Genomic DNA, 12,676 nt, shown 5'->3' with positions numbered 1-12,676 from the left:
ACATGACCGGTATGGCGACTCAGGTAGTGGAGATGTGGGGCCGGCTCAAGGCGGTTCCGGGCGGGGATCGCGTGTTCTCGCGAGCCTTCACGTGGAAGGCGCCGTACTTCCGGTCGATCCGCCCGCGGTTCGTCCAGGTCGGCCCCAACTACGCGTCCCTCGTACTGCCCAAGCGGCGAGCGGTCCAGAACCACATCGGCACCGTGCATGCGATCGCAGTGTGCAACGGACTGGAGGCGGCCATGGGCGCACTGGCCGAGGCGACCATTCCGACCGGCAAGCGCTGGCTGCCGAAGGGCATGGAGGTCAGCTACCTGGCCAAGTCCACCTCAGACCTGACCTGCTCGGCCGAGACCGACCCCGACGACTGGACCACCGGCCCCGACGTACCGGTCCGCGTCAAGGCCACCCGCGACGACGGCACCGTAGTCGTCGAGGGCACCATCCACCTCTGGGTCACCGACCGCAAATAGCCAGCGAGCGGTACGGCGGCTCACGTAACCTCGGCGGGGTGACGGATGCGCTGCGGGTTGTGGATGTTGCCGAGGAGCATGTGGACTCGGCGTGGCAGGTACGGCAGAGGTCGTTCGGGCCTGGTGGGGACAAGGACGAGTGGCGGAAGACTGCGCTGGAGTTCGCGCAGGACGGCCGGTACCTCGGAGTGCTCGACGGGGACGAGTTGGTGGCGGCTGCGCGGATCTGGCCGTTCGAGCAGTGGTGGGGTGGTCGGCGGATACCTATGGCTGGTGTGGCTGGGGTTGTTGTGGCGCCGGAGTATCGCGGGCGTGGGGTTGCCAGCCTGCTGATGCGTGCGGTGCTGAAGCGCAGTGTGGAGAAGGGGTATCCGCTGTCGGCGCTCTACCCGGCGACCACCGTGCTGTACCGGCATCTGGGGTACGAGTTTGGTGGTGGGCGGTATCAGTTCACCTTCCCGGCGGCCGATCTGCGGACGCTGGGTGGTCGTGGGGTGCAGGTGCGCAAGGCTGGTAAGGCGGATGCGCAGCTGTTTATCGAGCTGGCTTCGAAGCTGCATGCGGCTGAGCGGTCTAACGGTCCGCTGATCTGGCCGCTCAGTGAGGTCGAGTCCTGGCTGGGTGACGACGACAACTTCGCGTACGTCGCTGACGACGGCTTTGTCGTCTATAACTGGTCCGACGGGAACCTGTCCGTCGACGAGATGGTGGCCGGCTCTGAGGAGACCGCTCGGGCGCTCTGGGCGACTGTCGGGTCTGGTGCGTCGATTGCGCGCAGTGTGTACGTCCACACTGCGCCGACCGACCCCGTGCATCTGCTCGCCGAGCACGAGGCCGAAGCGCAGGCACGAGTTCAGCGGTGGATGCTGCGGCTCATCGATGCCCCGGCTGCGATTGCACAGCGCGGGTACGCGGCGGGCGCCGTACTGGATCTTTCGGTGCGCATCGAGGATGCCGATCTGCCAGCAAATGCTGGGGATTGGCGGCTGTCGGTTGCGGACGGCACCGGTTCGCTCGTCGCCGCGGAGCCAGCTGAGGACGCGGTCCGGTTGGGTGCCCGTGGGCTTGCCGCGCTCTATGCCGGTACGCCGGTCGCTGCGCTCCGTGGAGCCGGACTGTTGTCGGGTGGATCGGCGGCGGCCGATGCTGCGCTCGACAACGCGTTCGGCGGGTCGACGGCGTACATGATCGACTACTTCTGAGCGGGCGGCGCGTCGATTTCCCGGCTGTCCGGAGTGGCCGTTAGGGTTGTCGAACAAACGTTCGGAGGTTGTTCATGCGGGTGCTCGGCGTCGACCCTGGGTTGACCCGGTGCGGTCTCGGCGTCGTCGAGGGCACGCCGGGCAGACCACCCACGATGGTCGCCGTCGGCGTGATCCGGACACCGCCCGATTTGGACGTATCCCAGCGCCTGGTGCGGATCGAGGCCGAGCTGCTCGAGTGGATCACCGAGTACCGGCCGGAGGCGGTCGCGGTGGAGCGGGTCTTCGCGCAGCACAACGTGCGGACGGTGATGGGCACGGCCCAGGCCTCCGGGGTGGCGATGGTGGTGGCCGCGCGCAGTGGGCTGCCGGTCGCGTTGCACACCCCGAGTGAGGTCAAGGCCGCGGTCACCGGGTCCGGGCGGGCCGGCAAGGAGCAGGTGACCACGATGGTCACCCGGATCCTGCAGCTGCCCGAGCGGCCGACACCCGCCGACGCCGCCGATGCGCTGGCGCTGGCGATCTGTCACATCTGGCGTGGGGGTGTGGCGAGCAAGCTGCAGCAGGCGGCCGCCTCGCGGTCGAATCTCGAAGCCGCGGCGCAGGCACAGTCCCGCCTGCAGGTGGCCCGGCTGCGGGCCGCCGTGGCGGCGCAGGAGGGCAAGCGATGAGTGCCATGAGTAGTGCCATGAGTTGTGGAGGTGCGCGGTGATCGCGTTCGTGCGGGGGCCGGTGGCGGCCATCGGAGTGGACAGTGCCGTGGTCGAGGTCGGGGGAGTGGGCCTGCAGATCCAGTGTGATCCCGGCACGCTGGCCGGGTTGCGGCCCGGCCAGGAGGCGCGGATCGCGACCTCGATGATCGTGCGCGAGGACTCGCTCACGCTCTATGGTTTCGCCGATGACGATGCGAAGAGCCTGTTCGAGTTGCTGCTGACCGCGACCGGGGTCGGCCCGAAGCTGGCCCAGGCCGCGCTCGCGGTGCTCGAACCCGATCAGTTGCGCCACGCGGTGGCCACCGAGGACCTCGCCGTACTGGTGAAGGTGCCGGGGATCGGGAAGAAGGGCGCCCAGCGGATCGTGCTGGAGCTCAAGGACAAGATCGGTGCACCGTCGCGGACGGTGACCGGGCGGCCGCTGCAGACGCAGGAGGCCTGGCGAGCGCAGGTGCACGCCGGTCTGGTCGGTCTCGGCTGGTCCGCTCGCGACGCCGAGGACGCGGTCACCGCGGTGTCGCCACTGGCCGCCGACAACCCGAACCCGTCGGTACCCGACCTGCTGCGCGCTGCGCTGCGCGCACTGTCGAAGGCCTAGGCGATGGAAGACAACATCCGCCCCCTGGTCTCCGCGGACGCGGTGGACCTCGAGGAGCGCAAGATCGAGTCGGCGCTGCGGCCGCGCACGCTGGCCGAGTTCGGTGGCCAGCGCCGGGTCAGCGAGCAGCTCGAGCTGGTCCTGCACGCGGCCCGCGGCCGGAATCGGACGCCGGACCACGTGCTGCTGTCCGGTCCGCCCGGCCTGGGGAAGACGACACTGGCGATGATCATCGCCAGTGAGATGTCGGCCCCGCTGCGGGTGACGAGTGGCCCGGCGATCCAGCACGCCGGTGATCTGGCCGCGATCCTGTCCGGGCTCAACGAGGGCGAAGTGCTGTTCCTCGACGAGATCCACCGGATGTCACGGCCCGCCGAAGAGCTGCTCTACATGGCGATGGAGGACTTCCGGGTCGACGTGATCGTCGGCAAGGGACCGGGCGCGACCGCGATCCCGCTGGAGATCCCGCCCTTCACGCTGGTCGGGGCGACCACCCGGGCCGGCCTGCTGCCGGGGCCGCTGCGGGACCGGTTCGGTTTCACCGGGCACCTGGAGTTCTACGACGCCTCCGAGCTGGAGAAGATCGTCAACCGGTCGGCCGACCTGCTCGAGGTCGACATCACCCCGGAGGGTGCGGCCGAGATCGCGTCCCGGTCCCGGGGCACACCCCGGATCGCGAACCGGCTGCTCCGCCGGGTGCGCGACTTCGCCGAGGTCCGCGCCGACGGGATCATCACGCTGGCGCTCTCGAAGGCCGCCCTCGAGCTCTACGAGGTCGACAAGATGGGGCTGGACCGGCTGGACCGCTCGGTGCTGGACGCATTGTGCCGCCGGTTCGGCGGCGGGCCGGTCGGCCTGTCCACACTGGCCGTCGCGGTCGGTGAGGAGCGCGAGACGGTCGAGGAGGTGGCCGAGCCCTTCCTCGTCCGCTCCGGTTACTTAGCGCGTACGCCGCGGGGCCGGGTGGCGACTCCCGCAGCGTGGCGGCACATCGGGCTCAAGGTGCCAAAAGGTGCAACTTTCGCGGACACACTGTTCGACGAGACCGAGTAACGTAAACGTGACCCGGTGTTGTGACGCACTTGTTGACGCTCAGGGTTAGACTCCCCGTTGGCCTGACCTGAGGTCATTCCGCTGCGACCTGTGCGCTTCTGCAGAGCGTGCCGGTAGCCCGTTTTCCCCGATCGACGAAGGACTCTGAGACCCGATGCAACTCCTCGCCGTACCGATGGCCTCTTCCGGGGGTGGCGGTATCACGCTGCTCATCCCGCTGATCCTGATCGTCGGAATGATCTGGTTCATGAGCCGCACGCAGCGTAAGCAGCGTGAGCGCCAGGCCCAGACCGTCGCCTCGCTGAGCCCGGGCACCAAGGTGATCACCACCAGCGGCATGGTCGGCATCGTCGAGGAGACCGACGACGAGTACGTGACGCTGGAGATCTCCGACGGCGTGCTGATCCAGGTCGTCAAGGCCGCCATCGGCCGGGTCATCCCGGAGGAGGGCGCGACCGCCGACGAGGCTGCCCCCGAGGAGGCCACTGCCACCGAGGAGGTGGCCGACGTGGTCGAGGCGCCAGCTGCGGACAAGGACCCGGTCGACGTACCGGATGCGGGCCGTGACAAGGCTGACGTCAAGGCGCAGGACGCGCCGAAGACGCCGCCGACGCACACCGAGAACTGACCCCTCACTGACGGCCTGCGGCGCGCCCCGCGTCCACGAGACACCGGGGCGCGCCCAGAAGCACAAAGGTTGAATCTGACGTGGCAACGACGACGACATCCCGCCCCGGTCGGCTCCTGATTGCCCTGGGAGTCATCGTGGTCCTGCTGTTCGGGATCATGGCGCTCACCAAGACCTGGAAGCCCAAACTCGGTCTCGACCTGCGCGGTGGCACGACCATCACGCTGACTGCCAAGAACTTGGCGGGCGGCGGTGAGGTGACCGCCGAGCAGCTCAACGAGGCCAAGAACATCATTTCCCAGCGCGTGAACGGTGCGGGTGTCGCAGAGGCCGACATCACCACCTCCGGCCGGAACCACATCACTGTGGCCGTGCCCGGCGCGACGCGGGACTCCTTGGTGGCCCAGGTCGGCCAGACCGCTCTGCTGTTCTTCCGGATCGTGTACGACGCGCAGCCGGCGAACCCGATGCCGCAGCCGTCGACGACGCCGACCCCGAGCGGGAAGCCGAGTGGCAAGCCGTCCACGACGCCGAAGCCGAGTACGTCGATCAAGCCCAGTGGGACGCCGACCGCGAAGCCGAACGGCCGGGCCTGGAGCAGTGCGCTCGGCCAGGCCACGCCGACGCCCACGCCGAAGCCGAGCACCCCGAAGCCCAGTACGCCGAGCACTCCGCCGGCCGCCCCGGGCGCGCACAAGGGTGACCCGCTGACCTACGTCCCCGATGCGGCCGCGCAGGCTGCCTTCGCGGCGTACAAGTGCGGTGACAAGCAGGACGACGACCCGGCCAAGCCACAGTTCTCCTGTGACAAGGGCAGGACCTACAAGTACCTGCTCGGCCCCGCGATCCTGAAGGGCACCGACCTGTCGGACGCCTCGGCCGGGATCCCGCAGGGTGGCTTCCAGTGGCAGGTCAACCTGAACTTCACCGGTGAGGGTGGCGACAAGTTCCTCAAGGCCACGCAGAACATCTCCGCGCGCGGCGAGGGCCAGAACCTGTTCGCGATCGTGCTGGACGGTGTCGCGATCTCGACCCCGAGCGTCTCGCAGCCGATCCCGGGTGGTTCGGCGCAGATCACCGGAACCTTCACCGAGACCGAGGCCCGCGACCTGGCCAACGTGCTCAAGTACGGCGCCCTGCCGGTCGCGTTCGACACCTCGTCGGTCGCGACGGTCTCGCCGCAGCTCGGTGGCGAGCAGCTGAGCGCGGGCATCTACGCCGGTCTGGCCGGTCTCGGCCTGGTCGTGCTCTTCTCCTTCCTGTACTACCGCGGTCTCGGCCTGGTGGTGGTCGCCTCACTCGCGGTCGCCGCGGTGCTGACCTTCGCGCTGGTCGTCCTGCTCGGCAAGGCCATCGGCTTCACCCTGACGCTGGCCGGTATCGCCGGTCTGATCGTGGCCATCGGTATCACCGCGGACTCGTTCGTCATCTACTTCGAACGACTACGCGACGAAGTGCGCGAGGGCCGCAGTCTGCGGTCGTCGGTGGAGACCGGCTGGGCGCGCGCCAAGCACACGATCATCGCGGCCGACTCGATCTCGCTGCTGGCCGCGCTGGTGCTCTACATCCTGGCCGTCGGCAGCGTCCGCGGCTTCGCGTTCACCCTCGGCCTGACCACGCTGATCGACCTGGTCGTGGTCTTCATCTTCACCAAGCCGCTGGTCACGCTGCTGGCCAAGACGAACTTCTTCGGTCACGGCCACAAGCTGTCCGGTCTGGATCCTGAACACCTCGGCGTCGAACGGCTGCCGGGCCACAGCGCGGGGCCCGCCCCGCGGAAGAAGACGCCGGCCACGCGGAAGCCGGTCGGAGGGGAGGTCTGATGTCGAAGCTCGGACAGCTCGGGAACAAGCTGCACCGCGGTGAGGTCTCCTACGACTTCATCGGCAAGCGCAAGATCTGGTTCGTCGTCTCGATCGCCCTGGTGGCGATCTCACTGGTCGGCCTGTTCGCCCGTGGCCTGGAGCTCGGCATCGAGTTCCGCGGCGGCGTGGAGTACGAGGCCAAGACCCAGATCACCAGCGACACCGTCCAGAAGTTCACCGACGCGGTGAAGGCGACCAACATCGAGGGTCTCGGCGACCCGGTCGTCACCACGATCAACAACGACCGGGTGCGGGTCCAGACCAAGCCGCTGACCCAGGACGACGTACCGAAGATCCGGTCGGTGATCGCCAAGGAAGCCGGGATCAGCCCGGACCAGGTGACCTCGAACCAGATCGGCGCCTCCTGGGGCAACCAGATCGCCAACAAGGCGATCTGGGCGCTGGGTGTGTTCATCCTGCTGGTCTTCTTCGTGATCTGGGCGTACTTCCGGGAACCCAAGGCCTCCGCGGCCGCGATCATCGCCCTGGTCCACGACGTGCTGATCACGGTCGGCGTCTACGCGCTGATCGGGTTCGACGTCACGCCGGCCACGGTGATCGGCGTCCTGACGATCCTCGGGTACTCGCTGTACGACACCGTCGTAGTGTTCGACAAGATCCGCGAGAACACCCGCGGGATCACCGGCTCGAACCGCTACACCTACTCCGACGCCACCAACCTCGCGGTCAACCAGACCATCGTGCGGTCGATCAACACCACGCTGATCGCGCTGCTGCCGGTCGGGTCGATCCTCGTCGTCGGCACCTGGGTGCTCGGCAGCGGTCCGCTGAAGGACCTCTCGCTGGCGCTGTTCGTCGGTATCGCGGTCGGGGCGTACTCGTCGATCTTCATCGCTCCGGCGCTGCTCGCGACCTTCAAGGAGCGCGAGCCGGGGATGCAGGCGCTGAACCGCCGGGTCACCGCGAAGAAGGCGCAGAGCAAGGACGGCGCGACCAAGTCGAAGGCGAAGTCGGCCGAGAGCGAGCTGGTGCCGGCAGCACCGGGCGCCTCGCCGGTTCAGGACACCCCGCGGGCGACCGGCTCGGTGCCGGCCCCGGCGGCGCGTCCGATGAACGCCGGTGGCGCCGGGCGGCCGCAGCCGAGCCGCAAGCCGCGGTCGAAGCGCGGTAAGTGATGTCGCGGACGTTGGAGCAGGTTCTGGCCGACGGCATCCGCGACATCCCGGACTACCCGCAGGAAGGGGTGGTGTTCAAGGACATCACCCCGCTGCTGGCCGACCACACCGGTTTCGGCCAGGTGGTCCAGGCGCTGGCGGCCGCGGGGCAGGACGACGACGGTAACCCGGTGGTCGACAAGGTGGTCGGGATCGAGGCGCGCGGGTTCATCCTCGCCGCCCCGGTCGCGCTCGCCCTCGGCGCCGGGTTCGTCCCGGTCCGCAAGAAGGGCAAGCTGCCGGCCGCGACGTACGAGGAGTCCTACGCGCTGGAGTACGGCGAGGCGACGATCGAGGTCCACCAGGATGCGTTCGCCCCGGGGGACCGGGTGCTGGTGATCGACGACGTACTGGCCACCGGTGGGACCGTGGAGGCCTGTCTGCGGCTGATCCGGCGCTGTGAGGCCGAGGTCGTCGGTACGGCGGTCCTGCTGGAGCTGTCGTTCCTGCCGTGGCGCGAGCGGTTGGCCTCCGAGCGGATCACTTCGCTCCTATCTGTCTGAAATCGGATAAACTCTCCGTGACGGGTCAATGACCCGGCGTGTTGTCCACGGGGTGTTTCTCTGTCGTTGGCCGGTGACCCCTAGACTGGTGCTCTGTCGGCGGAGGGACACAACGTGGGCGAAGACCCGGCGATGACGTCAGCGGTACCGAACGTAGTACCGCAGGAGCCTCCGCGCGCCCCGGCACCGGTGCGCCCGGCTCCCGTGTCACCGCCGCCGGCCGCCCAGCCGCCGCGGATCGCCCCGGCTCGCGTCCGCGCCCGGCTCGCCCGTCTCGGCGGGACCCGGCACCCGAACCGGGCGCCGATGCTCGAGCCGCTGTTCCGGGTGGTGCGGGCGACGCACCCCAAGGCCGACCTGGCGATGATCGAGCGCGCCTACCGGACCGCGGAGAAGTACCACACCGGCCAGCTGCGCAAGAGCGGTGACGCCTACATCACGCACCCGCTCGCCGTAGCCACCATCCTCGCCGAGCTCGGTATGACGGCTCCGACGCTCTGCGCCGCGCTACTTCACGACACGGTCGAGGACACGCCGTACACGGTGGCCGAGCTGACCAAGGACTTCGGCGAAGAGATCGCCATGCTCGTCGACGGTGTCACCAAGCTGGACAAGGTCAAGTACGGCGAGTCCGCGCAGGCCGAGACGATCCGCAAGATGGTCGTCGCGATGGCCAAGGACATCCGGGTGCTGGTGATCAAGCTCGCCGACCGGCTGCACAACATGCGCACGCTGGGCTTCCTGCGCCAGGAGAAGCAGGAGCGGATCGCCCGCGAGACGCTGGAGATCTACGCCCCGCTGGCGCACCGGCTCGGTATGAACACCATCAAGTGGGAGCTCGAGGACCTGTCGTTCTCGACCCTGCACCCGAAGGTGTACGACGAGATCGTCCGGCTGGTGGCCGAGCGAGCTCCGTCCCGCGACGAGTACCTGGCGTCGGTGATCGACCAGGTGCACGAGGACCTGCGCGCCGCCAAGGTGAAGGCGACCGTCACCGGCCGGCCCAAGCACTACTACTCGATCTACCAGAAGATGATCGTCCGCGGCCGCGAGTTCGGCGACATCTACGACCTGGTCGGCATCCGGGTCCTGGTCGAGTCGGTCCGCGACTGTTACGCGGCCCTCGGCATCCTGCACGCGCGGTGGAACCCGGTCCCGGGCCGGTTCAAGGACTACATCGCGATGCCGAAGTTCAACATGTACCAGTCGCTGCACACCACCGTGATCGGACCGCAGGGCAAGCCGGTGGAGCTGCAGATCCGGTCGTTCTCGATGCACCGCCGCGCCGAGTACGGCATCGCCGCGCACTGGAAGTACAAGGAAGACCCGAACGCGCCGTCCCCGGAGGTGGCCGGCCCGCCGACCACCGAGATCGGCGGACCGAACGAGATGCCCTGGGTCCGGCAGCTCGTCGACTGGCAGCGCGAGACCTCCGACCCCTCGGAGTTCCTCGACTCGCTGCGGTTCGAGATCAACAACTCCGAGGTCTACGTCTTCACCCCACGCGGCGACGTGATGTCGCTGCCGACGGGATCGTCACCGGTCGACTTCGCGTACGCCATCCACACCGAGGTCGGGCACCGCTGTATCGGCGCCCGGGTCAACGGCCGGCTCGTGCCGCTGGAGAGCACCCTCGAGAACGGCGACGTCGTCGAGGTCTTCACCTCGAAGGCCCAAGGCGCCGGCCCCTCGCGGGACTGGCTGGCCTTCGTCAAGAGCCCGCGCGCGCGGAACAAGATCAAGCACTGGTTCTCCAAGGAGCGCCGCGACGAGGCGATCGAGCACGGCAAGGACGCGATCGCCAAGCAGCTCCGCAAGGAGGGCTTGCCGCTCCAGCGCCTGCTGTCGCACGAGACCCTGACCGCGGTCGCCAACTCGCTGCGGTACCCCGACGTCACCGGTCTGTACGCCGCGGTCGGCGAGAGCCACGTGAGCGCACAGGCCGTCGTACGGCGGCTGATCGAGACGTACGGCGGTGAGGAGGGCGCGGCCGAGGACCTGGCCGAGGGCCTGCGGTTGCCGGCGACTCGTGAGCGCCGGAAGCGGACTGCTCGGGGCGATGCTGGTGTCATCGTCAAGGGTGCGACCGACGTGCTCTCGAAGCTGGCCCGGTGCTGTACGCCGGTTCCCGGTGACGAGATCATCGGCTGGATCACGCGTGGCGCGGGCGTCTCGGTGCACCGGGCCGACTGTGCGAACGTGGAGAACCTGTCCACCCAGCCGGAGCGGATCGTCGAGGTCGAGTGGGCCCCGACGGCCCAGTCGCTCTTCCTGGTCGCCATCCAGGTCGAGGCACTCGACCGGGCCCGCCTGCTCTCGGACATCACCCGCGTGCTGTCTGACTACCACGTCAACATCCTGTCCGCGGCGCTCACCACGACCCGCGACCGGATCGCGAAGTCCCGCTTCACCTTCGAGATGGGCGACCCAACGCACCTCGGTCACGTCCTGAAGGCAGTGCGATCGGTCGAGGGTGTCTTCGACGTCTATCGGGTGACGCAGTAGTTCCCACTCCGTTTGGGGCACCCGGCAGACTGCTTGGTATGGGTTTCTCGGGTGTGGTCGGGCGGCGGGGGCTGCTGATTGCGGGAGCGGGGTTGCTGGTCGGCTGCAGTTCGTCGAAGGCAGGCGCCCCGCCGACCAGCCCACCACCACCTGCCTCCAGCACGCCGCTGCCCTCCACTACGCCGCCGTCTTCTTCCGGTACGCCGCCGCTGCCTTCCGTGCGCGCGTGGGTGCCGGGACCGAGCGAGGTGGCGCCAGAGGCGAAGCGGGTGGCCGTGGCCGCGGTGGTCGAGGAACTGCAGCGGGATCCAGCGGTCGTCGAGGTGATCGACGCCCAGTACGGCGGCATCCTGAGCAGCACCGCAAGTGTCCTGGTGCCGTGCCGGGTGTACTCGATCACCGACGGACGGGTCGTGACCGGTGGCACGACCGTCGATGTCCGCCTCACCCGGTCCGGCGACAACTGGCGAGTCACGTCGCTGCACCCGGCGAAACCAGGACCGGCGGCGGCGAATCTCTCGGCCGTGGCCCGCCAGGTGCTGGCCAGCAAGCAGATTCTGTTGCCACCAGCATCGATCGCGGACGTCAGGTCCGGCCAGGTCCACGACACCGTGCTGACCGCGATGCTCGAACTGGCGAAGACCTACCGGATCGGCGTCAGCGTGATCCGTTCCGGCCACCCCATCAACGTGTTCGGTACCGACCGGCCGAGTGACCACCCCCGCGGCCGCGCCTTCGACACCTGGCAGATCAACGGCCACGCCGTCGTCTCACCAACCACGTCCCGCAGCCTGATTTCGACGTACATGAAGGCATCCGAACGCGTAGGTTCGTACAACGTCGGCGGTCCCGTCGTGCTTTCCGGCGCCGCCTTCTTCTCCGACCAAACCCACCACGATCACATCCACGCGGGCTTCCGCGTCTAGTCCCATTCCCAGGAGATCCCGAGTAGGCCGGGTTCGGTGGAGGGTTCGATCAGGTGGGCTCGGCCGTCCGGGGTGAGCATCAGGTCTTGCCGCAGTACGTCGGCGCCGTCGGCGTGGCGGTGGCGGAACTCGTTGACGCGGACGGGGAGAGCAGCTCGGTCGAACTGGACCTCGAGCACGTAGTGGGTGCCGCCCCACTCGTCGAAGCGGTAGTAGTTCGACGACGGTAGGCCGGTGAGGTCCTCGATCTCGTAATGGACGACGGCTGTTTCGCCGGTGGCGAGGACGCGGTCGAGGAGTAGTTCGGCGAGGAGTGCGCCGGCCTCGGGAGCGCGGGCGATACGGCCGGTGCGGCAGCCGCTGAGGCCGTGGATGTTGAACTGTGCGATGTCGCAGCCTGGCTCGCCCTGGTGGGCGATGATGATTCGGTCGACGGGCTGGACCGCGACCACGCATTGGGTGACGCGGCGATATTGGACGGCGCGATCGGGGCCGTGCTGGACCTCTTCGAAGACGGTGACGTTGCGGAGTCGCCCGTGGGCGTCGCGGCGGAGACGATCGAGCAGGCGGCCGAGAGCCTCGGCGTACTCGACGACGGCGTACGGGCGGTGGGATGCGACCAGGTCGGATCGGGCCGGTTGAATGCGGACGGTCAACCAGCCGGGTGGGACCTTGAGGAGTTCCTCGAGCGCGGTGATGACGGCCAGGGAGTCGTCGCGGGGGACTCGGCGGCCGCTCTGCCAGGTGCTGAGGGTGGCGATCCCGACGTGCAGGCCGCGGTCGGCCAGGTGGGTGCGGATGCGGTTCAGGGCGAGGCCGCGATGGGCGATCGCCTGGCGCAAGGCCGCGGCGAACGACGTGTCCGGGGTGACGGCGGGGACCGAACCGGTCATGCACCGAAGTGTAAACGTTCACAGCACAGTGCGATATTGCCCAGTCACGCGCTGTTCACGCCGCCTTGGTATTCACAGCGGTTTTCGGGTCGCGAGTTACTCCTTGCCGCCGCTGCGGCAGGTCCTGACCATTGACGCCACC

General features: G+C 68.5%; 12 protein-coding genes. 11 read left to right on the top strand and 1 reads right to left on the bottom strand.

Going from position 1 to position 12,676, the window contains the following annotated elements; all coding sequences use genetic code 11:
• The first annotated feature begins 11 nt into the window (after positions 1 to 11).
• The 11 genes from ABD231_RS06480 to ABD231_RS06430 all read left to right on the top strand — a co-directional run bounded on the left by ABD231_RS06480 (position 12) and on the right by ABD231_RS06430 (position 11,641).
• Positions 12 to 473 (top strand): hotdog fold domain-containing protein, encoded by a 462-nt coding sequence (locus tag ABD231_RS06480; RefSeq protein ID WP_344146512.1) that lies wholly within the window; start codon positions 12 to 14, stop codon positions 471 to 473.
• 38 nt (positions 474 to 511) lie between these two features.
• Positions 512 to 1,675 carry a GNAT family N-acetyltransferase gene (locus ABD231_RS06475; RefSeq protein WP_344146509.1) on the top strand — a complete coding sequence of 388 codons (1,164 nt, stop codon included), beginning with the start codon at positions 512 to 514 and terminating at the stop codon, positions 1,673 to 1,675.
• 74 nt (positions 1,676 to 1,749) lie between these two features.
• The gene (gene ruvC, locus ABD231_RS06470) at positions 1,750 to 2,346 is read left to right on the top strand and encodes a crossover junction endodeoxyribonuclease RuvC (RefSeq protein WP_344146506.1); all 597 of its coding nucleotides are present in this window, start codon (positions 1,750 to 1,752) and stop codon (positions 2,344 to 2,346) included.
• Between the two features lie 37 nt (positions 2,347 to 2,383).
• Positions 2,384 to 2,986 carry a Holliday junction branch migration protein RuvA gene (gene ruvA, locus ABD231_RS06465; protein ID WP_344146503.1) on the top strand — a complete coding sequence of 201 codons (603 nt, stop codon included), beginning with the start codon at positions 2,384 to 2,386 and terminating at the stop codon, positions 2,984 to 2,986.
• A 3-nt stretch (positions 2,987 to 2,989) separates the two neighbouring features.
• Positions 2,990 to 4,039: a Holliday junction branch migration DNA helicase RuvB gene (gene ruvB, locus ABD231_RS06460; protein ID WP_344146500.1), complete on the top strand. Its 1,050-nt coding sequence runs from the start codon at positions 2,990 to 2,992 to the stop codon at positions 4,037 to 4,039.
• 154 nt (positions 4,040 to 4,193) lie between these two features.
• Complete coding sequence (gene yajC / locus ABD231_RS06455) at positions 4,194 to 4,667, top strand: preprotein translocase subunit YajC (protein ID WP_344146497.1); 474 nt, start codon at positions 4,194 to 4,196, stop codon at positions 4,665 to 4,667.
• Between the two features lie 80 nt (positions 4,668 to 4,747).
• A complete protein-coding gene (secD, locus tag ABD231_RS06450) occupies positions 4,748 to 6,490 on the top strand; it encodes a protein translocase subunit SecD (RefSeq protein WP_344146494.1) in 1,743 nt (580 codons plus the stop codon).
• Positions 6,490 to 7,668: a protein translocase subunit SecF gene (gene secF, locus ABD231_RS06445; RefSeq protein WP_344146491.1), complete on the top strand. Its 1,179-nt coding sequence runs from the start codon at positions 6,490 to 6,492 to the stop codon at positions 7,666 to 7,668. The genes secD and secF overlap by 1 nt, the downstream gene beginning before the upstream one ends.
• Positions 7,668 to 8,210 carry an adenine phosphoribosyltransferase gene (locus ABD231_RS06440; RefSeq protein WP_344146488.1) on the top strand — a complete coding sequence of 181 codons (543 nt, stop codon included), beginning with the start codon at positions 7,668 to 7,670 and terminating at the stop codon, positions 8,208 to 8,210. The genes secF and ABD231_RS06440 overlap by 1 nt, the downstream gene beginning before the upstream one ends.
• 132 nt (positions 8,211 to 8,342) lie before the next feature.
• Positions 8,343 to 10,715 carry a RelA/SpoT family protein gene (locus ABD231_RS06435; RefSeq protein ID WP_380155690.1) on the top strand — a complete coding sequence of 791 codons (2,373 nt, stop codon included), beginning with the start codon at positions 8,343 to 8,345 and terminating at the stop codon, positions 10,713 to 10,715.
• Positions 10,716 to 10,753: 38 nt separating this feature from the next.
• Positions 10,754 to 11,641, top strand: coding sequence for a hypothetical protein (locus ABD231_RS06430; protein WP_344146486.1), 888 nt, complete (start codon positions 10,754 to 10,756; stop codon positions 11,639 to 11,641).
• On the opposite strand, the gene ABD231_RS06425 is transcribed toward ABD231_RS06430, so the two are convergent.
• Complete coding sequence (locus tag ABD231_RS06425; protein ID WP_344146484.1) at positions 11,638 to 12,534, bottom strand: hypothetical protein; 897 nt, start codon at positions 12,532 to 12,534, stop codon at positions 11,638 to 11,640. The genes ABD231_RS06430 and ABD231_RS06425 overlap by 4 nt on opposite strands.
• Positions 12,535 to 12,676 lie beyond the last annotated feature (142 nt).

It is taken from the genome of Kribbella yunnanensis (assembly GCF_039529655.1).
Classification (GTDB): domain Bacteria; phylum Actinomycetota; class Actinomycetes; order Propionibacteriales; family Kribbellaceae; genus Kribbella; species Kribbella yunnanensis.
The sequence above is the reverse complement of the archived record's forward strand: the minus strand, read 5'-3'. Positions and strand labels throughout refer to the sequence as shown.